Source organism: Georgenia sp. AZ-5, assembly GCF_043952095.1.
Classification (GTDB): Bacteria; Actinomycetota; Actinomycetes; order Actinomycetales; family Actinomycetaceae; genus Georgenia.
The window spans coordinates 19,426-37,784 of the sequence record NZ_JBINOU010000001.1 but is presented as its reverse complement, the minus strand read 5'-3'; the positions used below and the strand labels follow the sequence as shown (position 1 = coordinate 37,784).

21 protein-coding genes are annotated in these 18,359 nt (G+C 76.6%); 8 read left to right on the top strand and 13 right to left on the bottom strand.

Features of this window, described 5'->3' with window-relative positions:
- Nucleotides 1-10 precede the first annotated feature (10 nt).
- From ACF0H8_RS00215 to ACF0H8_RS00205, 3 genes are all read right to left on the bottom strand, one after another.
- On the bottom strand, nucleotides 11-406 hold the full coding sequence (locus ACF0H8_RS00215) for a cupin domain-containing protein (RefSeq protein ID WP_395286992.1): 396 nt from the start codon (nucleotides 404-406) through the stop codon (nucleotides 11-13).
- Nucleotides 407-527: 121 nt separating this feature from the next.
- A complete protein-coding gene (locus ACF0H8_RS00210; protein ID WP_395286991.1) occupies nucleotides 528-1,649 on the bottom strand; it encodes a maleylacetate reductase in 1,122 nt (373 codons plus the stop codon).
- A 122-nt stretch (nucleotides 1,650-1,771) separates the two neighbouring features.
- The gene (locus ACF0H8_RS00205) at nucleotides 1,772-2,659 is read right to left on the bottom strand and encodes a ribonuclease Z (protein ID WP_395286990.1); all 888 of its coding nucleotides are present in this window, start codon (nucleotides 2,657-2,659) and stop codon (nucleotides 1,772-1,774) included.
- A 61-nt stretch (nucleotides 2,660-2,720) separates the two neighbouring features.
- Here ACF0H8_RS00205 and ACF0H8_RS00200 point away from each other — a divergent pair, with 61 nt between their 5' ends.
- Nucleotides 2,721-3,065 carry a DUF488 domain-containing protein gene (locus ACF0H8_RS00200; protein ID WP_395286989.1) on the top strand — a complete coding sequence of 115 codons (345 nt, stop codon included), beginning with the start codon at nucleotides 2,721-2,723 and terminating at the stop codon, nucleotides 3,063-3,065.
- A 26-nt stretch (nucleotides 3,066-3,091) separates the two neighbouring features.
- Here ACF0H8_RS00200 and ACF0H8_RS00195 read toward each other — a convergent pair whose 3' ends face one another.
- The 3 genes from ACF0H8_RS00195 to ACF0H8_RS00185 form a co-directional block, all read right to left on the bottom strand.
- A complete protein-coding gene (locus ACF0H8_RS00195) occupies nucleotides 3,092-5,179 on the bottom strand; it encodes an ABC transporter permease (protein ID WP_395286988.1) in 2,088 nt (695 codons plus the stop codon).
- Complete coding sequence (gene modA, locus ACF0H8_RS00190) at nucleotides 5,176-5,985, bottom strand: molybdate ABC transporter substrate-binding protein (RefSeq protein WP_395286987.1); 810 nt, start codon at nucleotides 5,983-5,985, stop codon at nucleotides 5,176-5,178. Before modA ends, ACF0H8_RS00195 begins: the two co-directional genes overlap by 4 nt.
- 65 nt (nucleotides 5,986-6,050) lie before the next feature.
- Nucleotides 6,051-6,461, bottom strand: a complete 411-nt coding sequence (locus tag ACF0H8_RS00185) for a molybdopterin-binding protein (RefSeq protein WP_395286986.1) — start codon at nucleotides 6,459-6,461, stop codon at nucleotides 6,051-6,053.
- Between the two features lie 176 nt (nucleotides 6,462-6,637).
- Between ACF0H8_RS00185 and ACF0H8_RS00180 the strand changes: the two genes are divergently transcribed.
- A complete protein-coding gene (locus tag ACF0H8_RS00180) occupies nucleotides 6,638-7,171 on the top strand; it encodes a molybdenum cofactor biosynthesis protein B (RefSeq protein WP_395286985.1) in 534 nt (177 codons plus the stop codon).
- Between the two features lie 240 nt (nucleotides 7,172-7,411).
- Here the strand turns inward: ACF0H8_RS00180 and ACF0H8_RS00175 are convergent, their stop codons facing one another.
- From ACF0H8_RS00175 to ACF0H8_RS00155, 5 genes are read right to left on the bottom strand one after another with little or no spacing between them, the layout of a single operon-like run.
- Nucleotides 7,412-8,053 (bottom strand): molybdenum cofactor guanylyltransferase, encoded by a 642-nt coding sequence (locus ACF0H8_RS00175; RefSeq protein ID WP_395286984.1) that lies wholly within the window; start codon nucleotides 8,051-8,053, stop codon nucleotides 7,412-7,414.
- Complete coding sequence (gene moaC / locus ACF0H8_RS00170) at nucleotides 8,050-8,529, bottom strand: cyclic pyranopterin monophosphate synthase MoaC (protein WP_395290781.1); 480 nt, start codon at nucleotides 8,527-8,529, stop codon at nucleotides 8,050-8,052. Before moaC ends, ACF0H8_RS00175 begins: the two co-directional genes overlap by 4 nt.
- A gap of 5 nt (nucleotides 8,530-8,534) precedes the next feature.
- Complete coding sequence (gene glp / locus ACF0H8_RS00165) at nucleotides 8,535-9,794, bottom strand: gephyrin-like molybdotransferase Glp (protein ID WP_395286983.1); 1,260 nt, start codon at nucleotides 9,792-9,794, stop codon at nucleotides 8,535-8,537.
- Between the two features lie 13 nt (nucleotides 9,795-9,807).
- Nucleotides 9,808-11,124 (bottom strand): ThiF family adenylyltransferase, encoded by a 1,317-nt coding sequence (locus ACF0H8_RS00160; RefSeq protein ID WP_395286982.1) that lies wholly within the window; start codon nucleotides 11,122-11,124, stop codon nucleotides 9,808-9,810.
- Between the two features lie 31 nt (nucleotides 11,125-11,155).
- Nucleotides 11,156-11,590, bottom strand: a complete 435-nt coding sequence (locus ACF0H8_RS00155) for a nitroreductase family deazaflavin-dependent oxidoreductase (RefSeq protein WP_395286981.1) — start codon at nucleotides 11,588-11,590, stop codon at nucleotides 11,156-11,158.
- Between the two features lie 314 nt (nucleotides 11,591-11,904).
- On the opposite strand from ACF0H8_RS00155, the gene ACF0H8_RS00150 reads away from it, so the two are divergent.
- The 3 genes from ACF0H8_RS00150 to ACF0H8_RS00140 all read left to right on the top strand — a co-directional run bounded on the left by ACF0H8_RS00150 (nucleotide 11,905) and on the right by ACF0H8_RS00140 (nucleotide 14,836).
- Entirely contained in the window at nucleotides 11,905-12,423 is a 519-nt protein-coding gene (locus ACF0H8_RS00150) for a DinB family protein (protein WP_395286980.1), read from the top strand.
- A gap of 104 nt (nucleotides 12,424-12,527) precedes the next feature.
- On the top strand, nucleotides 12,528-13,031 hold the full coding sequence (locus tag ACF0H8_RS00145) for a MarR family winged helix-turn-helix transcriptional regulator (RefSeq protein WP_395286979.1): 504 nt from the start codon (nucleotides 12,528-12,530) through the stop codon (nucleotides 13,029-13,031).
- Nucleotides 13,028-14,836, top strand: a complete 1,809-nt coding sequence (locus tag ACF0H8_RS00140; RefSeq protein ID WP_395286978.1) for an MDR family MFS transporter — start codon at nucleotides 13,028-13,030, stop codon at nucleotides 14,834-14,836. Before ACF0H8_RS00145 ends, ACF0H8_RS00140 begins: the two co-directional genes overlap by 4 nt.
- 66 nt (nucleotides 14,837-14,902) lie before the next feature.
- Here ACF0H8_RS00140 and ACF0H8_RS00135 read toward each other — a convergent pair whose 3' ends face one another.
- A complete protein-coding gene (locus tag ACF0H8_RS00135) occupies nucleotides 14,903-15,967 on the bottom strand; it encodes an alpha/beta hydrolase (protein WP_395286977.1) in 1,065 nt (354 codons plus the stop codon).
- 14 nt (nucleotides 15,968-15,981) lie between these two features.
- Here ACF0H8_RS00135 and ACF0H8_RS00130 point away from each other — a divergent pair, with 14 nt between their 5' ends.
- Nucleotides 15,982-16,185 (top strand): hypothetical protein, encoded by a 204-nt coding sequence (locus tag ACF0H8_RS00130; RefSeq protein WP_395286976.1) that lies wholly within the window; start codon nucleotides 15,982-15,984, stop codon nucleotides 16,183-16,185.
- A 12-nt stretch (nucleotides 16,186-16,197) separates the two neighbouring features.
- Here the strand turns inward: ACF0H8_RS00130 and upp are convergent, their stop codons facing one another.
- Nucleotides 16,198-16,833: a uracil phosphoribosyltransferase gene (upp, locus tag ACF0H8_RS00125; protein WP_395286975.1), complete on the bottom strand. Its 636-nt coding sequence runs from the start codon at nucleotides 16,831-16,833 to the stop codon at nucleotides 16,198-16,200.
- A gap of 168 nt (nucleotides 16,834-17,001) precedes the next feature.
- On the opposite strand from upp, the gene ACF0H8_RS00120 reads away from it, so the two are divergent.
- A complete protein-coding gene (locus ACF0H8_RS00120) occupies nucleotides 17,002-17,433 on the top strand; it encodes a nucleoside deaminase (RefSeq protein WP_395290780.1) in 432 nt (143 codons plus the stop codon).
- A 176-nt stretch (nucleotides 17,434-17,609) separates the two neighbouring features.
- Nucleotides 17,610-17,876, top strand: coding sequence for an acylphosphatase (locus ACF0H8_RS00115; protein ID WP_395286974.1), 267 nt, complete (start codon nucleotides 17,610-17,612; stop codon nucleotides 17,874-17,876).
- Nucleotides 17,877-18,359: the final 483 nt, after the last annotated feature.

Sequence of the window (18,359 nt, the reverse complement as noted above, 5' to 3'; positions counted from 1 at the left end):
GCCGTGCGCGTCAGCCCTCGGAGAACCGGTAGTCGACCTCCTGCAGCGAGTCCACCGGGAAGGTGTAGTGGAAGCGCAGGGTCTGGCTGCCGGTGTTGCGGATGCCGTGCTCGGCGTCGCCGGGGATGAAGACGGCGGAGCCCGCCGACACGGGGTGCTCGGCGCCGTCGATCACGACCAGCCCCTCACCCTCCAGGACGTAGTAGACCTCCGGCGGCGTGTGCCGGTGCAGCCCCAGCCAGCCCTCGGGCGCCAGCTCGGAGACCCCGGCTGTCAGGCCGGTGGTCGCGGTCGCGCCGCTGCTGAACGTGGTCACGAAGGAGACCTTGCCCTTCACCGGGTCGTCCCACGTCTCCTGCTGGCCCTGGCCCGCGCTGAGCACCTCGGGGCGCACGTCACCCGCCATGATGGTTCCCCTCGTCGATGGTGCTGCGACGCTAGGTGCGCCCGCGGGGGCCCGCTACCGGACGGCCCCGCGACCGAACGCCCGCGAGGCCGTCCCGCGGCGGGCCCGGGCGGCCCGGGCGTCAGGCCACGCCCTCGTAGGCCGCGGTCAGGAGGGCGCGGACGTCACCGGTGCCCACCAGGCGGGGGTTGGGGATGGGCAGGGCCGCGTTGACGCGGTCGATCGCCTCGGGGAGCTGGTCGCGGCGCAGCCCGATCTGCTCGAGCGTGCGGGGCGCCCCCACCTCGGCGTACAGCCCGCGCAGGCCGGCGACGGCGTCCTCGGCGCCCAGCGCGCGCGCGATCCGGCCGGCGGCGGCCGGCACGGCGGGGGAGTTGAACGCCAGGACGTGCGGCAGCACGACGGCGTGCGCGGCGGCGTCGGGCAGCTTGAAGGCCCCGCCCAGCACGGCGCAGATCCGGTGGTGCAGGCCCGAGCCGGTGGCGGCGACGATGGCACCGGCCAGGAACGCGCCGTAGAGCAGCTGCTCGCCGGCGTTGGCGGAGGTGCCGGCCCACGTGCCGACCGGGTCGTTGAGCGCGGCCTCCGGCGAGTTCGCCAGGGCCAGCGGCACCCGGCCGATCCCGCGCAGCCCGGTCGCCAGGGCCTGCACCGCCTCGTCGGCCAGGGCGGCGGTCATCGGGTTCGCGCCCGGCGCCCAGTGGGCCTCGGCGGCGTGCGCCATCGCGCCCAGGCCGGAGGCGACCGCCAGGGCGCGGGGAAGCTCGTCCGTCAGGTCGGGGTCCAGGATGACCGTGCGCGGCTGCACCGCCGGGTCGGTGCCGGTCTCCTTGCGGCCCGCCGTCGTCATGCCCCACACCGGCGTCATCTCCGAGCCGGCGTAGGTGGTGGGGACCGACACGATCGGCAGGTGCGTCTCCCGGGCCACGATCTTCGCGGTGCCCGTGGTCGCCCCGCCGCCGATGCTCAGCACGCCGTCGGCCCGGGCGCGGCGGGCCAGCTCGACGGCCCGCTCCGCCACGGCGGCCGGCACGTGCGGTTCGACACCGGTGAACCAGGCCACGGCCACCTCCGCGAAGGGGATCGTCACCTTGCGGGCCAGCGGCTCGTGGGGCCGGCCCGCCACGACCAGGACCCGCTCGAACCCCATGCGCTCGACCTCGGGCGGCAGGGCGGTCAGGACGGTCCCACGGCCGAAGACCACGCGCGCGGGTGAGGTGTCGAAGGAGAACTGCAACGTCAACCTCCCTCCTCGGCGACGGCGCCGGCCGGACTCGCGGCGCCGGTCGTGCTGCTCCCATCTTGCGCCCGTGCGGCCCGGCGCGGGGAACGTTGGGGCGTGTCGGTGACGCGGTCTCGCCCTGCTCAGAACCCGCGCCGGCGGCCCAGCCCGTAGCGGTCGAGGTCCTCGGCCGCCTCGACGACGACCGACCCGGCGCGGGCGCGCGCCTGCTCGAGGAGCTCCCCCGTGCCGGTGTAGCGGGAGGAGAAGTGCGTGAGCACCAGCGTGCCCGCGCCACCGGCGCCGGCCAGGGCACCGGCCTGGCCGGCCGTGAGGTGCTGGTACGTCTCGGCCAGCTCCGCCTCGCCGTCCGCGAAGGTCGACTCCGCCAGGAGCAGGTCGGCGTCCTCGGCCAGGGCCTCCGCGCCCTCGCACATCGCGGTGTCCATCACGATGGCGAACCGCTGCCCGGGCCGCGGCACGCTGACGTCCTCGAGGCGGACGGCGCCGAGCCGGCCCTCGCGCTGCAGCCGACCCACCCCGGGGCCGCGGACGCCGGCGGCGGCGAGCCGCTCCGGCAGCAGCGTCCGCCCCTCCGGCTCGCGCAGGCGGTACCCGAACGCCTCGACGCGGTGGCGCAGCGGGACGACGTCGAGCCCCTCGGCCACCTCCCCGGCGGCGCCGTGCGGGTGCAGCCGCAGGTCGATGCGCACGCCGGCGACCGTGACCAGAGCCCGCACCACCTCGGCGCCCGAGGCGGGGTAGTGCAGGTGCACGGGGTGCTCGACGCCGTCGAGGGCCAGGCGGGCCAGAACGCCGGGCAGCCCGAAGCAGTGGTCGCCGTGCACGTGCGTGAGGCAGATCCGGGTGATGGACGACGCCGCGACGCCGGCGTGGACCATCTGCCGCTGCGTGCCCTCGCCCGGGTCGAAGAGCAGGCCCTGCCCGTCCCAGCGCAGCAGGTACCCGTTGTGGTTCCGGGTGCGGGTGGGCACCTGGGAGGCGGTGCCGAGGACGACCAGCTCGCGCATCGTCCGAGTGTGCCGCCCCGCGCGCTGTCGCCGCACGGCAGGGGCGGGCCACCATGGGCCCATGACGTTCGCCATCGCCCGCGTCTACGACCCGCCCGGCGAGGACGACGGCGCCCGCGTGCTGGTGGACCGGCTGTGGCCGCGGGGGCTGGCCAAGGACGGCGCGCGCATCGACCTGTGGCTCAAGGACGTCGCGCCGTCCACGCAGCTGCGCCGGGAGTTCCACCACGACCCGGAGCGGTTCGCCGAGTTCACCCGGCGTTACCGCGACGAGCTGGCGGGCAACCCGGCCGTGGAGCGGCTGCGCGAGCTCGAGCGCGAGCGCGGCCGGGTCACGCTGCTCTACGGCGCGAAGGACACCGAGCACAACCAGGCGGTGGTGCTGCGAGACTTCCTCGCCTCCTGACCGCCGGGCGTCTCCGGCCCCGCCGGTCAGGAGGGGAAGACCGTCACCTCGGCGGCCTTGACGCTGAGGTGCACGGGCGCGCCCGGCCCCAGGCCGAGAGCGGCCGCGGAGCCGGGCGTGATGTCGGCGGCGAGGAGGTGCCCGGTCGTCGTCGCCGCCCGCACGCGGACGAGCTCGCCCTGGGACTCGAGGGAGGCGACGGTGGCCGGGAGCACGTTCCGGGGGCTGCCGCCGGGCGGCGCCAGGTGCACCGCGACCGCGCGCGGGCTGAACGTGGCGGCGACGGCGCCGCCCGGCTCGCAGCCGGCGTCGGGCAGGCCGTGCAGCACGAGCGGGGCGCCGCCCGCGGGTGACGGCGCGACGACGGCGGAACGGTCGGGGGCCAGGGACCCCACCACGAGGTTCACGCCCGCCAGGGCGGCGGCGAAGGCCGAGCGCGGCCGGGTGAGCACCTCCACCACCGGTCCGCGCTCGACCACCCGCCCGCCGTCGAGCACGACCACGGCGTCGGCGATGCCGAGGACGTCGAGCAGGTCGTGGGTGACCAGCAAGGCCGTGCGTCCCGAACCGCGCAGCACCCGGCGCAGCACCAGGCGCATCTCCGCGGCGGCGCCGACGTCCAGCGCCGACAGCGGCTCGTCGAGCAGCATCACGTCGGGGTCGGTGGCCAGGGCGCGGGCCAGCGCGACCCGCTGCGCCTGGCCGCCGGAGAGCTGGGACGGACGGCGCCGGGCGAGGGGCGCGCAGCCGACCTGGGCGAGGCGCTCGCGGGCGGCCGCCTCGGCCCGGGCGGGCGGCGTGCCGGCGGCCCGGGGCCCGAACGCGACGTTGGCGGTGACGTCCAGGTGCGGGAAGAGCAGCGGCTCCTGCGCGAGCAGGGACACCCGGCGGGCGTGCGGCGGGACCCAGGTGGCGCCGTCCGCCACGGTGCGGCCGCCGACGCGGACGGCGCCGGTGGGGCGCACCAGCCCGGCGGCCACGGCCAGCAGGGTGGACTTGCCGGCGCCGTTCGGGCCGAGGACGGCGAGCACCTGCCCGGCGGGCACCTCCACGGCCAGGTCGACGCCCCGGTCCGGGACGGCGGCCCGCACCGACAGCGCCGGCCCGGCTGACGGGGCGCCTCCCCTCGGGCGCGTTGCCGGCGCTGCCTCCTCCGGGGCGGAGCCGGGCACCGCCCCGTCGGGCGCGCCCGCCCTCGCCGGGCCGTCCGGCGCGCTCACGGTCCCCGCGCCGTCGTCGCCCCGCCCTTCCCCGGCGCCGCGACGGGCCGGGCGCTCGGTGACCAGCACGATCACCGCGGCCACCGCGATGAGCACCACGGACAGGGCCAGCGCGGCGTCGGGGTCGGTCTCGCGGCGCAGGTAGATCTCCAGCGGCAGGGTGCGGGTGACGCCCTGCAGGGAGCCGGCGAAGGTCAGGGTCGCACCGAACTCGCCGAGGGAGCGGGCGAAGGCCAGCGCGGTGCCCGAACCCAGCGCGGGCAGCAGCAGCGGGAGCGTGACGCGGCGCAGCACCGTCGTCGGCCGCGCCCCCAGGGTGGCGGCGACCCGTTCGTACCGGGTGCCCGCGGTGCGGGCCGCGCCCTCGAGGGCGAGCACCAGGAACGGCAGCGACACGAAGGCCTGCGCGAGGACGACGGCGCCGGTGGAGAAGGCGACCTCCACGCCCAGCGCCTCCAGCCGTCCGCCGAGCAGGCCGCGGCGTCCCAGCGTGGTCAGGAGCGCGAGGCCGGAGACGACCGGCGGCAGCACCAGCGGCAGCAGCACGACCGTGCGCACCACCCGCATCCCCGGCCACCGGGCGCGCGCCAGCACGAGCGCGAGGGGCACGCCGAGCAGCACGCACAGCCCCGTGGCCGCCAGCGACGTGCGCAGGCTCAGCGCCAGGGCGTCCACCGACGCCTCGCTGGCGACGAGGGCGGGAAAGCGCGCCCACGGCACCTCCAGCAGCACGCCGGCGACCGGCACGGCGAGGAGGAGTACGCCGAGCGCGGCCGGAAGGAAGGCCCAGCCCGGCAGCCCGCCGCCGTCGGCGCGCCGGGGCGCCGCCCGTGGGGCCTGTGGCCGTGCCGGAGCCCGCCGGTCCGGCGACCGGTCGGCTGCGGGTCGGGTCATGGCAGCTCGAACCCGGCGTCGGCGAGGACCAGGCGGCCCTGCTCCCCGGTGAGGGCGGCGATCCAGGCCCGCGCCAGGGTCGGCTCGCCGGACCCGGCGAGCACCGCGGCCGGGTAGCGGTTGACGACTCGCTCGGCGAGCGGCACGGGCACGACCTCGACGGCGTCACCGGCGGCCCGGGCATCGCTGCTGTAGACGATGCCGGCGTCGGCCTGCCCGGAGCGGACCTTGCCCAGCACGTCGGTGACCGCGGACTCCTCGCTCACCGGGGTGAGCGTGATCCCGGCCAGGCCCGCGAGCTCCTGCGCCGCCCGCCCGCACGGCACCTGGGGTGCGCACACGACCAGGGCGGCGCCGTCCAGGCTCGCGTCGAGCCCGGTGACGCCGGCCGGGTTGCCCGCGGGCACCACGAGCGCCGGATGGTTCTCCGCGACGACGACGGGCTCGCCGTCGGTCAGACCGGCGTCGACGAGGCGGTCCATGGTCGCCTCGTCGGCGGTCATGAGGACGTCGGCGGGCGCCCCCGCGATCACCTGGGCGGCCAGGTCCGAGGAGCCGGCGAAGGAGAGCCGCACCTCCGTGCCGGGTCGTGCCTCCTCCACGAGCGCCGCGACCTGCTCGGCCACGCCGGTCAGCGAGGCCGCGGCGAAGACCGTGAGCTCGGCCGCGCCGGCGGCGCCGTCCGCCCCGCCGCCGGAGGTGCCGGCGGCGCACCCGACCCCCACCGACAGGGCGAGGAGGGCACCACCGGCGGCGCGGGCGGCGCGGCGCGCGCGGCGGCCCGGCAGGTGCGGCCGGCCAATCACCTGGGGGCGCGGGCGGTGGGCGCGCGCCGCGGGACTCCGGCGGCCGGGCTGCGGTTGCCGGCCGGTCATGCCCGCGCCGCGGGGGTCTCGAGCAGCACGGTCGTGGCCTTGATGACCGCGGTGGCGCGCGAGCCCACCTCCAGGCCCAGCTCCCGCACCGCCTCGCTGCTGACAAGCGAAACCACCCGGAACGGGCCGCACTGCAGCTCCACCTGGGCCATGACGCCGTCGGCGACGACGTCGGTCACCAGCCCGGTGAACCGGTTCCGGGCGGAGCCGCGCACGCCGTCCGGCTCGCCCGCCGGGACGCGCCCGGCGAGGGCCTGCGCGTGGCGGGCGAGCGCGGCGCCGTCGACCACCTTCCGCCCGGCGGCGTCGGTGCCCGCGGGCAGGCGGCCGTCGTCGACCCAGCGACGGACCGTGTCGTCGCTGACCCCTAGCAGACCGGCCGCCTCACTGATCCGATACTGCGGCACGAACCGTACGATAGCGCCGCACCGGCGGGATCAACAGGCCCCGGTCCCCGAATCCGCGGGGCGAAGTGCAGGCAGTGCTCCCCGCGGCCGGGCGCCGGCCTCCGGAGTGCCCGGGGGTCCTGCCGCGCTCGTGCTGGCTACCGTGAGCACGTGAGCAACCGACCCGTAGCCGCGCCGTGAACCACAGACCCGAGCCAGCGTCCACCCCCGGTCCGGGCGGCGGCGGTCTCGTACGCGGCGCCGTCGTCACCGTCTCGGACAGGTGCGCCCGCGGCGAGGCCGAGGACCGGTCGGGCCCCCTGGCGGCCGAGCTGCTCGCCGGGGCCGGCGTCTCGGCGGGGGTGGTGGTCGTGCCGGACGGCGTGGACCCGGTGCGCTCCGCCATCCGCCGGGCGCTGGCGGACGGCGCGCGGCTGGTGCTGACCACCGGGGGGACCGGCCTGGCGCCGCGCGACCTCACCCCGGAGGCGACGGGGCCGCTGCTGGTGCGGGAGCTGCCGGGGCTGGCGGAGGCGATCCGCGCACGCGGCGCCGCCGCGGTGCCCACCGCCGTCCTCTCGCGGGGGCTCGCCGGGATCGCGCGCGGCAGGGCCGGCGAGGCGCTCGTCGTCAACGTGCCGGGCTCGCCCGGTGCCGTGCGCGACGCCGTCGCCGTGCTCGCGCCGCTGGTGCGACACGTCCTGGACCAGCTCGGCGGCGCCGGGCACTAGCGAGCCACCGCGCGCCCGCCGAGCCGGCGCGGGAGCCCCTCGACTGTGACGTTCTGGGTTCGCCGCTCAGCGACTGCGACGTTCTTGGGGGTCACATGGTTCCGCGGGGCCCCACAACGTCGCACTCGAATGCGTGGCCCTTCGGTCGACGGCGGGCACTCGAATGCGGCCCTCCGGTCGACGGCGGGCGCATTCGGCCGCGCGCCCTCGATGGCGGGCGGTGTGGGACACGGCGCGGGCTCAGGGCAGCGGGGCGCCGTCGGCGCCCAGGGCGTCGAGGTCCGCCCAGGAGTCCACGTCGACGGCCTCGCGGCCGGCCGCCCGGACGCGCGCGGTGGCGAGCGGGCCGACGCACCGGTGCACCGAGGCGCCTCGGCCGGCGTCGGGCAGGGCGCCGAGCCGCTCCCGCAGGGCCGCCGTCCGGTAGACGCCTGTGAGCCACTGCGCGTGGCCGTCGCCGTCCACGAGGCACGCGCCGTCGCCCGTGACCGCGGCGGCGAGCAGGCGCGGGACGGCGTCGGCGGCGTAGGGGACGTCGCACGCCAGCACGAGCAGCCACGGGGCCGGCCCGGCGCCGTCGGCCGCCGGGCTGCCCGAGGTGGCGGCGGCGTCGAGCGCCGCCAGGCCCGCGGCGATCCCGGCCACCGGGCCGCCGTGCGGCGGGTCCTCGAGGGTGCGCAGCACGCCGGGCGGCACGGCCACCTCGGGCGGGGCGACGACGACGGTGCGCCTGGCGCCGGCCGCCGCGTCGAGGGCGTGCTCGAGCAGGCGGCGCCCGCCGAGGACGACGTCCGGCTTGGAGGCGCCGCCCAGGCGACGGGCCGTGCCGCCGGCGAGCACCACGGCGTCGAAGGCGGGCGTGGCCCCGCGGCCGGGCGTCATTCCTGCAGGCGCCAGTCGCCGGAGCGGCCGCCGGACTTCGCAACGACCTTCACGGCGGTGATCTCGGCGGAACGGTCCACGCCCTTGACCATGTCCACCACGGCGAGCGCGGCGACCGAGACGGCGGTGAGCGCCTCCATCTCCACCCCGGTGCGGTCGGCGGTGCGCACGGTGGCGGTTATCCGCACCCGGTCCTCGGCGAGCTCGAGGTCCACGGCGGCGCCGTGCACGCCGATGGTGTGCGCCAGCGGCAGCAGCTCCGGCGTCCGCTTGGCCGCGGCGATGCCCGCGATCCGCGCGACGGCGAGCACGTCGCCCTTGGGTACCGTGCCCTCGCGCAGCGCCGTCATCACCGCCGGGCGGCACAGCACCTCACCGGTGGCCACCGCCTCCCGCACGGTCGGCTCCTTGCCGGTGACGTCGACCATCCGGGCGTGCCCGGCGTCGTCGAGGTGGGTCAGGCGGACGGGTTCCATGGCGCTCACGGCACCATCATGACGCGCACGGCGTCGCCCGGGGCCACCTCCGCCGTGCCGGCCTCGACGACGGCGAGGGCGTCGGCGGCGGCCAGCGAGGCCACCAGGTGCGAGCCGGACCCGCGGGCGGCCGCCGGGCGCACCCGCACCTCGCCGTCCTCGCCCGGGGCGTCGACCACCACGGGCATGTACTGGCGCCGGCCGGGCGGGCAGCGCCACCCGGCGGCGGCGACGGCGGGCAGCGTGGGCCGCGGCCCGGCCTCGGCCACGAGCGCCCGCATGCGCTGCAGCGCCGGGCGGACGAAGACCTCGAAGCTGACGAACACGCTGACCGGGTTGCCCGGCAGGCAGAAGATCGGCACCCCGAGCTCGCCGTGCGGGTGGGCGAGCACCCCGAACCCCTGGGGCTTGCCGGGCTGCATGGCCACCTGGTCGAAGCCGACCTCGCCGAGCGGCGCGAGCACCTCCTTGACGACGTCGTACGCGCCGGCGCTCACCCCGCCGGTGGTGATCACGGCGTCCAGGCGCCCCAGGTTGTGCGCAAGCCGTGTCCGCAGCGCCTCGGGGTCGTCGTCCACCGCGCCGAGCGGCACCGCCGCGGCGCCCGCCTCCCGCACCAGCCCGGCGACGAGCACGGCGTTGGAGTCCGGGATCTGCCCCGGCCCGGGCTCCTCGCCCGGCGGCACGAGCTCGGCGCCGGTGGAGAGCACGCCCACCCGCACCCGGGGGTGGACGAGCAGGGAGCCGTGCCCCACCGACGCCGCGGCGGAGAGGTCCCGCGCCCGCAGGTGCGTGCCGGCCCGGAGGACGACGTGCCCGGGAGGGACGTCCTCCCCGGCGCTGCGGACGTGCGCCCCGCGCGCCGCCGGGCGCCGCACCTGAACGGTCGCCGGCAGCGCGCCGGGCCCGGCCTGCTGGTCCGTGTGCTCGACCGGGACGACGGCGTCCGCCCCCGGCGGCACGGGGGCGCCGGTCATGATGCGCACCGCGGTGCCGGGCTCGACGGGCGGGCGTGCGGCCGAGCCGGCGGGCAGGTCGGCGACCACGCGCAGGCGCACCGGCGCGGCCTCGTCGGCCGCGGCGACGTCGGCGGCGCGGACGGCGTAGCCGTCCATGGCGGAGTTGTCGAACGGGGGCACCGCCAGCGTCGCGGCGACGTCCTCGGCCAGCACGCAGCCCTGCGCCTCGCCCAGCGGCAGGCGGCGCGGCGCCAGCGGCGCGACGGCGGCGAGCACCCGGTCCAGGTGCTGCTCGACGGTGATCATGGGGCTCCTCGCGTCAGTAGGTCGGCAGGGTGGGGTCGACGTCGGCGACCCAGGCGAGCACCCCGCCGGCGACGTCCACGACGCGCACACCCGCCCCGGCCAGGGCGCGGGCGGCCTGGGCGGAGCGCTGGCCGGTGCGGCAGTGCACGAGCAGCTCGCGGGCCGCCTCGCCGGGGCGGCCCAGGTCGAGGCGGTGGACGGCGCCCTCGGGGTCCGCGAGGACCTCGCCGAGGGGGACGCTGACGGCGCCGGGGATGGCGACGATCGCGCGCTCGGCCGGCTCGCGGACGTCTAGCAGGACGAAGTCGTCGGCGCCGCGCTCGCGGTCCGACAGCCGCTCGGCCAGCTCCGTCGCCGTGATGCTCGGGGTCGCGGGCGTGAGTGCGTCGGGCGCCGCGCCGCCGGGCGCGGCGCCGCCGGGCCAGGTTGCGGCGTCGGACGAAGCAGCGTCGGGCCCGGTCGCGCGTTCCGCGGCCGCGACGGCGGCGGCGAGCGAGCCGGCCGGCGCGCCGGTGGGGTCGTAGCCGAGCTCGGCGCGGGTGCGTGGCGCCGGTGCGGCGGCGCGCGGCCGCACCGGCAGCTCGCTCCACCGGGCCGCGAGGGCGTCGAGGATCAGCACCCGCCCCAGCAGGGGCTCCCCCGTGCCGGTGATGAGCTTGACCGCCTCGGTAGCCATGAGGGAGCCGACCTGGCCGGTCATCGCCCCGAGCACACCGGCCTGCCCGCACGAGGGCGTCGTCCCCGGCGGGGGCGGGGCGGGGAAGAGGTCGCGCAGCGTCACCCCCGCGGCGGTCCCGGGCGGGCGCGACCAGAACACCGAGACCTGGGCGTCGAAGCGCAGGATCGAGGCCCAGACCACCGGCAGCCCGAGCTCCGCGGCGACGTCGGCGACCAGGTAGCGGGTGGGGAAGTTGTCGGTGCCGTCCAGCACGAGGTCGTAGCCGGCCAGCACCGCCCGGGCGTTGGCGGCGTCCAGGCGGAGGTGGTGGCGGTCGACGACCACGTCCGGCGCGAGCGCGGCGATCTTCTCCGCCGCCGAGTCGACCTTCGGCCGGCCCACGTCGGCGGTCGTGTGGATGACCTGGCGCTGGAGGTTGGAGCCGTCGACGACGTCGTCGTCCACGATGCCGAGGCGCCCCACGCCGGCGGCGGCCAGGTAGAGCAGCGCCGGAGCGCCCAGGCCGCCGGCGCCCACGACGAGGACCCGGGCGGCGCGCAGGCGGCGCTGCCCCTCCTCGCCGAGCTGCCCGAGCAGCAGGTGCCGCGAGTAGCGCCGGACTTGCTCCCGGGTCAGCGGCGGGCCCGGGGCGACCAGCGGCGGCAGCGGCATGCCCACACTGTAGGCGCGGCGCCGTGCCTGGTCAGGCCCGCTCGAGCACCAGCACGGGGATCTCGCGGCTGGTGCGGCGCTGGTAGTCGGCGTACAGCGGGAAGGCCTCGACGGCGCGCTGCCACCACAGCTCCTTCTCCGCGCCCGTGACCTCCCGGGCGACCATGTCCCACTTCTCCGGCCCGTCCTGCAGCTCCACCTCGGGGTTGGCGAGGACGTTGCGGTACCACAGCGGGTGGCGCGGCGAGCCGCCCAGCGAGGCGACGATCGCGTAGGCGCCGTCGTGCTCGACCCGCATGAGCGGGATCTTGCGCAGCTTGCCCGACCGGGCGCCGCGGACCGTGAGGATCACGCAGGGCAGGCCGCGCATGGTCGCGCCCTCGGCCCCGCCGGAGCGCTCGTAGAGCTCGACCTGCTCGCGGACCGAGGCGCGGGGGCTGGGCTCGTACGTACCTGTGAGCGGCATGGTCGCAGTCAAGCATCCCCGGGGAGCGGAGCGCGAGGCACCGCCGACGCTGCTGCGGAGGAACCCGGGACACCGCGGGACGGACCCGCGCCGGTCCCGGCGACCGCGCCACGGCCCGGCAACGCGGTCCCGGCGGCCGCGCCACGGCCCGGCAACGCGGTCTCGGCGACCGCGCCACGTCCGGCACCGCCACCTCCGGCCGGTGTTCCGCCAGCCCGCGCCGGACGCGCACGCCGGCGTTCCCCTAGCCTGGGCACCGACGCAGCCGGGGCCGGACACCCGCCCCACGGGCGGGCGCGGCGGGAGGAGCGGGCATGGCGATCGTGCCGGACACCAAGGACTGGACCTGGGTGCTGCGGCGCCGCTGCGAGGAGTGCGGCGTGGAGGCCGCGCGGGAGGACCCCGCGAGCGTGCCCGGCCTGGTGCGCGACGCCGTCGCGCGCTGGCAGGAGGTGCTGCGCCGGCCCGGCGTGGCGGTGCGTCCCGACGAGTCCACCTGGTCGCCGCTGGAGTACGCCGCCCACGTGCGCGACGTCTTCACCGTGTTCGAGGGCCGGCTCCGGCTCATGCTCGAGCAGGACGAGCCGACCTTCCCCGACTGGGACCAGGACGCGGCCGCCGTCGAGGGGAACTACGCCGGCCAGACCCCGGCCGAGGTCAGCGCTCAGCTGGAGGCGGCGGGGGACCGGATCGCGGAAGCCTTCGCGGCCGTGCCGGAGGAGCGGTGGCAGCGCCGCGGCGTGCGCAGCAACGGCTCGGAGTTCACGGTCGAGACGCTCGCTCAGTACTTCGTCCACGACGTGCTGCACCACCTGCACGACGTGCGCGGCTGAGGGGCGTCTCCGGGTCGTCGCGGGCGCGCGGCTGTGCACCGCTATGGGCAACCGCACACCGAATTATATAGATGCATGGTGCATGTAGGCGTACGGTCGGACCCGTGCCCGAACTGACCGATACGCGACAGGACGCCTCGGCCCGCGTCCTCGACCAGATCACCCACCTCAACCGGCGCGCGCGGACCTTCGGCACGATGGTCGCCCGCCGCGCCGGGCTCCAGCCGGCCCAGGTCCAGCTGCTCTTCAGCCTGTACCGCGCCACCGAGTGCCGAGTCGCTGCGCTGGCGGAGCAACAGCTGGTCGACCCCTCCGTCGCGAGCCGGCAGATCGGCGGGCTCGAGAAGGACGGCCTGATCGCCCGCCGGCCCGACCCCGAGGACGGGCGGGCGACGCTGGTGTCGCTGACGGAGGCGGGGCTCGCGCGGCTGCGGGAGGTCCGGCGCCTGCACGTCGAGGCCATCGAGCAGTCCATGGACGGCTGGTCGCCCGAGCGGATGCGCCGCCTGGCGGACGACCTCGCCGAGCTCACCGCGGCGGCGGAGCACGTCTACGCACGACTTACCGGCGCGGAGCCGGCTATGGAACTGACGAAGGAGCTCGGTTGAGCAAGAAGAACCTCACCTCCCGGCGGGTCTACGCCGGGATGACGGCCGAGGAGGCCGCCACGGCGCACGGCGAGCACCGGCAGATCCTGAAGGTGCTCACCGGCCTGCTGATGGCCATGTTCGTCGGCAACCTCTCCGGCACCATCGTCGGCAACGCGCTGCCGGTGATCGTCGGGGAGATCGGCGGCACCCAGCAGCAGTACACCTGGATCATCACCTCGATGATCCTGGCCTCGACGGCGGTGACGCCGATCGCGGGCAAGCTGGCCGACCTCTTCGACAAGAAGAAGCTGCTGCTCGCCTCGATGGTCGTCTTCATCGCCGGGTCGGTGCTGGCGGGCCTTTCCACGTCGGCCGGCATGCTCATCGCCGTCCGGGTGCTGCAGGGCCTGGGCATGGGGGCCAACATGGTCCTCACCCAGATCATCATCGCCACGATCATCCCGCCGCGGCAGCGCGGCCGGTACAACGGCTACATGGGCGCCGTCATCGCGGTGGCCACGGTCTCCGGGCCCCTCGCCGGCGGCCTGATCGTGGACACCCCCTGGCTCGGCTGGCGCTGGTGCTTCTGGGCGACCGTGCCGTTCATGCTCGCCGCGATCGCCGTCGTCGTGAAGAACCTGCACGTGCCCGGCACGGGCCGGCCCGGCGCCAGGGTGGACTACCTCGGGGCGGTGCTCATCTCCCTGTCCGCCACGCTCCTGCTGGTCTGGGTCTCCTTCGCCAACCACGCCTTCGACTGGGTCTCCTGGCAGACCGCGGCGCTCCTCGCCGCCGCGGCGGTCAGCGCCGTGGCGTTCGTGCTCGTCGAGCGGCGCGTCAGCGAGCCGGTCATCCCGCTGGGCATCCTCACCGAGCGCACCACCATGCTGGCGATCGTGGCCAGCCTCGCGGTGGGCACCGCCCTGTTCGGCGCCAACGTCTTCCTGGGCCAGTACTTCCAGATCGGCCGCGGGTACTCCCCGACCGTCGCCGGCTGGCTCGGCCTGCCCATCATGGTCGGCCTGCTCGTCTCCTCCACCGTGGCCGGCCGCTGGGTCACCGCCAGCGGGCGGTGGAAGCCGTACGTCGTGGGCGGCATGGGCCTCCTCGCCCTCGGCATGGCCCTCATGGGAACGGCCGACGGCGACACGAACCTGGGCCTGATCGGGCTGTACCTGCTCGTCGCCGGCCTCGGCCTGGGCGCGTCCATGCAGAACCTCGTGCTGGCCGTGCAGAACACCGTCTCCATCGGCGACGTCGGGGCCGCGACGTCCTCGGTGACCTTCTTCCGCTCGCTCGGCGGCGCGATCGGCATCCAGGTGCTCGGCGCGATCTACACCCAGCGCGTCACCTCGCTGACCCGGGCCGGGATGGCGGAGCAGGAGCTCGACGGGACCGGCCTTGACACCTCTACCTCATCCCTGGACCTCTCCCAGGTGCCGCCGGCGATGGCGGACATCGTCACCGGGGCCTACGGCGACGGCATCGGCTCGGTCTTCGTGGTCGCGGCCGCCATCTCCGCCGTCGGGTTCATCGCCGTGCTCTTCATGAAGGGCACCGAGCTGCGCAGCACCTGGGACGTGCCCCGGCGTAGCCACGAGGTCATCTCCGAGGTGGCTGGCGAGACGGTTACGGCGGGCGGGACCACCCCGGATGACGCCGCCGGGACCCGCGCCGGGGAGCCGGCCACCCGCGGGGTGGCCGCCACCCGCGCCGGCGCGCCGAGCGCCGCCGGCAAGGTGGGCATCGAGCCGACCGCAGCCGTCGCGGCCGCCACCGCCGACCGCGTGATCGCCGACGAGGGGGCGGGCCGCAAGGCCTGACGCCCCGCCCGCCCCCCGCCTCGCCACATGTCATGACATCTGGGGAGGAAGATGACATCTCGCGCGCTACGCGGGGGCGAGCTCGTCGAGCCGGGCGTTCGCCCACTCGATCGCCGCGCGGGTGTAGTACTCGCGAGCCGGCGCGGGGGAGAGGGCGAGGTCGTGGATGCCACCCGGCACCTGGAGGATCGTCACGTCCTCGCCGATCATGGGGGCGCGGCGGAGCATCTGGCGGACGTCGAGCACCACGTCGGTGCTAGTGAGCTCGGCGGGGCCGGGCTGCCGCCGGTCGCCCGAGCGGGTGGAGCAGCACAGCAGCACCGGCGCGGCGACGTCCATGCCCCGCGCGAGCTCCGCGTGCGCGCGGCGCACCGACCGGATGAACCCAGCCCGGACGGGGAAGCCGGCGTGGGGCTTGAGGCTCAGGTCGTACTCCCACTCACCGCCGGTGCCGGCGTGCAGGTTCCGCCCGTACGCGTCGCCGAGGGTGCCCACCTGGACGCTCGGCAACCAGGCGCCGAGCCGGTCCAGCACCGCGGTGAGGACCGTGCGCTCGAACCAGCCGCGGTTGAGGTCCAGCCACGGCGAGTTCAGCACGACGACGTCCACCGTGCCGGGATGGTCGTGCGCCCACAGCACCGCCTGCAGCCCGCCGGTGGAGTGGCCGAGGAGCACCAGCCGGCGCGCGCCGCCCGCCCGGACGAGCTCGAGCGCCGCCCCGATCTCCTCGTCGTGCACCCGCAGGTCGCGCACGTCGTCGGGCCGGGGGTGGCCGTTGACCGAGCGGCCCGCCCGCCGCATGTCCAGGCCGTAGAAGTCGTAGCCGGCGTCGATCCAGGCTTGGGCGTGGCCGGCCTGGAAGAAGTAGTCGACGAAGCCCGGCAGGTACAGCACCGCGCGGTCCCGGCCGCCGGCGTCGGCGTGGTGGACGAGGGTGGCCACGTCGGGGGCCGCGGGCTCCTCGCCGCCGTCGGTCAGCCGGCCCAGCCGTAGCGTGCGCGCCACCCAGGGCGGGCCGAGCAGGTCCTCGCGCGTTCCTGCGGGAACCGGGCCGCGATCGGGGACGGTGGACGGCGCGTCCGGGAGGTCGGGGACGGTGGGTCGTGCTGAGCCGTTGACGTCGCGACGCATGCGCCGATCATGCCGTGCCGCTGGATTTCACGCCGCCGCTGTGCCTGGTGACCGGGCTGTCCGCGGTCGAGGGTGTCGGGTTCTTCGCCCCCGCCGTGCCGTGGGAGGTGCTGGCCGCGTGCGTCGGCGCCGCCGGGCTCGTGGTGGCCGCGGCGTCCGCGGCGACCGCCCGGCGGGCGGTGCGGGTCTCGCCGATCACAGCGCTGCAGGCGGCGTGAGCGGCGGCGGGCTCAGACCACGCCGTAGAGCCGGTCCCCGGCGTCGCCGAGGCCGGGGACGATGTACTTGTTCTCGTTGAGGCGCTCGTCGACGGCCGCGGTGACGATGGTGACGTCGCCGCGCTCGCCGATGGCCTCGTCCAGGGTCCGCAGGCCCTCGGGGGCGGCGAGCAGGCAGATGGCGGTGACGTCCCGGGCGCCCTTCTCGAACAGGTAGCTGATCGCCGCGATGAGGGTGTGGCCGGTGGCGAGCATCGGGTCCAGCACGAAGCACTGCCGGCCGGAGAGGTCCTCGGGCAGCCGGTTGGCGTAGGTGATCGCCTCGAACGTGGTCTCGTCGCGCTGCATGCCGAGGAAGCCGACCTCGGCGGTGGGCAGCAGCCGCGTCATGCCCTCGAGCATGCCGAGGCCGGCGCGCAGGATCGGCACGACGATGGGCCTCGGCGCTGCCAGGTGGGTGCCCACCGTCGGCGCGACCGGGGTCGTGATCTCCACCTGCTGCACGCGCACGTCGCGGGTGGCCTCGTACGCCAGCAGGGTGACCAGCTCGTCCACGAGCAGCCGGAACGTCGGGGACTCCGTGTCCTTGTCGCGCAGGACGGTGAGCTTGTGGGCGATCAGCGGGTGGTCCGCGACGTGCAGGCGCATGCGCTGAATCTATCGTCCGGCCGTCGGCGGCGCCGGGGTCGGGGTCCTGCGGCTCACGGGCGGCCCGGCCGGCCCCGGGAGCGGCGGGCGCGGCGCGGCGGATGACACGATGTGCCCGTGGACCCCGCCCGCCCGACCCCCGCCGTCCCGGCCGCCGTCGACGAGGCGATGACGCTCGCGCTGCGGCTCGCCCGGGAGGCGCTCGGCAGCGCGGACGTGCCGGTGGGCGCGGTGGTGCTGGGCCCGGGCGGGGAGGTGCTCGGCCGCGGGCGCAACCGCCGGGAGGCCGACGGCGACCCCACGGCGCACGCCGAGATGCTCGCCCTGCGGGAGGCGGCACGGGCGCTCGGCACGTGGCGGCTGGAGGGCTGCACCCTGGTGGTCACCCTGGAGCCCTGCACCATGTGCGCCGGTGCGGTGGTGCTCGCTCGCGTCGCCCGGGTGGTGCTCGGGGCGTGGGACCCCAAGGCCGGGGCGACGGGGTCCGTGCGCGACGTCGTGCGCGACTCCCGCCTCAATCACCGCGTCGAGGTGCTGGGCGGGGTGCGGGAGGCCGAGAGCGCCGCGCTGCTGCGGGACTTCTTCGGCGAGCGGCGGTAGCGCGGCCGCGCGGTGCCGGCGTCGCCGGTGGCCCGCGGTGCTCGCGTCGCTCGGGGAGCTCGCGGCTCGCGGTGCTTGCGGTCCTCGCGGTGCTGGCGGTGCTCGCGGGCGAGAGGTCGTGCGGGCCGGTACGGGCCCGCAGGGCAGGGCGGGCGGGTCCCCGGCACACTGGGACCGTGATCCGGCGCCGCGTCATCGTCCACGGCCTCGTCCAGGGCGTGGGCTACCGATTCTCCTGCCAGATGCAGGCCGAGAACCTGGGCGTGCGCGGCTGGGCGCGGAACCGCCCGGACGGCACGGTGGAGGCGGTGTTCGAGGGCGACGCGACCGCGGTGGAGCAGATGGTGACCTGGACCCGCCGCGGACCCCGGCACGCGGACGTCACGCGGGTGGACGTCGCGGAGGAGCGGCCCGAGGGCCTTGCCGGGTTCGACACCTACTGACGCCGCACGCTCCACGCCCGTGGTGGCCGCGGTCATGCGGAGTTGTCGCTGCCAACGGTGGCCGCCGCGGCGGTTTCTCGTGGCCGTGATCCGAGCGGCTCGGTAGATGCCGGATCTCCGACCGGGGCGCGCTGATTTCTTGGGGGCTGTCAGGAATTTCGATCCAGCGAACGGTCTGCAGTCGCCGATTCAGATTTGCGTGACGCCGGACCCCGACGCGGGAGCAGGGAGGATCGCGACGCGGGAGCAGGGCGGATCGCGACGCGGGAGCAGGGAGGATCGCGACGAGGGAGGGAGGATCGCGACGCGGGAGCAGGGGAGATCAGGGTTGGTCGGGCGCCCCGAGCGGGAAGGCCTCGTGACCGGATTGTGGCATTGCCTCAGCCTTGCTGAAACCGCCGAGGGCACACGCGTACCGGACGCAGCGGACGCCGTCTGCACCACCCGGCGGAGTGTCAGCGACGGTCGAAACCGGCAGGTTTC

Bases quoted from the DNA above. Each gene is read 5' to 3' on its own strand.
- ACF0H8_RS00155 (WP_395286981.1), bottom strand. From the start codon at position 11,590: ATGCCGCTCACAGGTACGTACGAGCCCAGCCCCCGCGCCTCGGTCCGC.
- moaC (WP_395290781.1), bottom strand. From the start codon at position 8,529: ATGGAACCCGTCCGCCTGACCCACCTCGACGACGCCGGGCACGCCCGG.
- ACF0H8_RS00215 (WP_395286992.1), bottom strand. From the start codon at position 406: ATGGCGGGTGACGTGCGCCCCGAGGTGCTCAGCGCGGGCCAGGGCCAG.
- ACF0H8_RS00205 (WP_395286990.1), bottom strand. From the start codon at position 2,659: ATGCGCGAGCTGGTCGTCCTCGGCACCGCCTCCCAGGTGCCCACCCGC.
- ACF0H8_RS00135 (WP_395286977.1), bottom strand. From the start codon at position 15,967: ATGCGTCGCGACGTCAACGGCTCAGCACGACCCACCGTCCCCGACCTC.
- ACF0H8_RS00150 (WP_395286980.1), top strand. From the start codon at position 11,905: ATGGCGATCGTGCCGGACACCAAGGACTGGACCTGGGTGCTGCGGCGC.
- upp (WP_395286975.1), bottom strand. From the start codon at position 16,833: ATGCGCCTGCACGTCGCGGACCACCCGCTGATCGCCCACAAGCTCACC.
- ACF0H8_RS00175 (WP_395286984.1), bottom strand. From the start codon at position 8,053: ATGACGCCCGGCCGCGGGGCCACGCCCGCCTTCGACGCCGTGGTGCTC.
- glp (WP_395286983.1), bottom strand. From the start codon at position 9,794: ATGATCACCGTCGAGCAGCACCTGGACCGGGTGCTCGCCGCCGTCGCG.
- ACF0H8_RS00195 (WP_395286988.1), bottom strand. From the start codon at position 5,179: ATGACCCGACCCGCAGCCGACCGGTCGCCGGACCGGCGGGCTCCGGCA.
- ACF0H8_RS00200 (WP_395286989.1), top strand. From the start codon at position 2,721: ATGACGTTCGCCATCGCCCGCGTCTACGACCCGCCCGGCGAGGACGAC.
- ACF0H8_RS00160 (WP_395286982.1), bottom strand. From the start codon at position 11,124: ATGCCGCTGCCGCCGCTGGTCGCCCCGGGCCCGCCGCTGACCCGGGAG.
- ACF0H8_RS00120 (WP_395290780.1), top strand. From the start codon at position 17,002: ATGACGCTCGCGCTGCGGCTCGCCCGGGAGGCGCTCGGCAGCGCGGAC.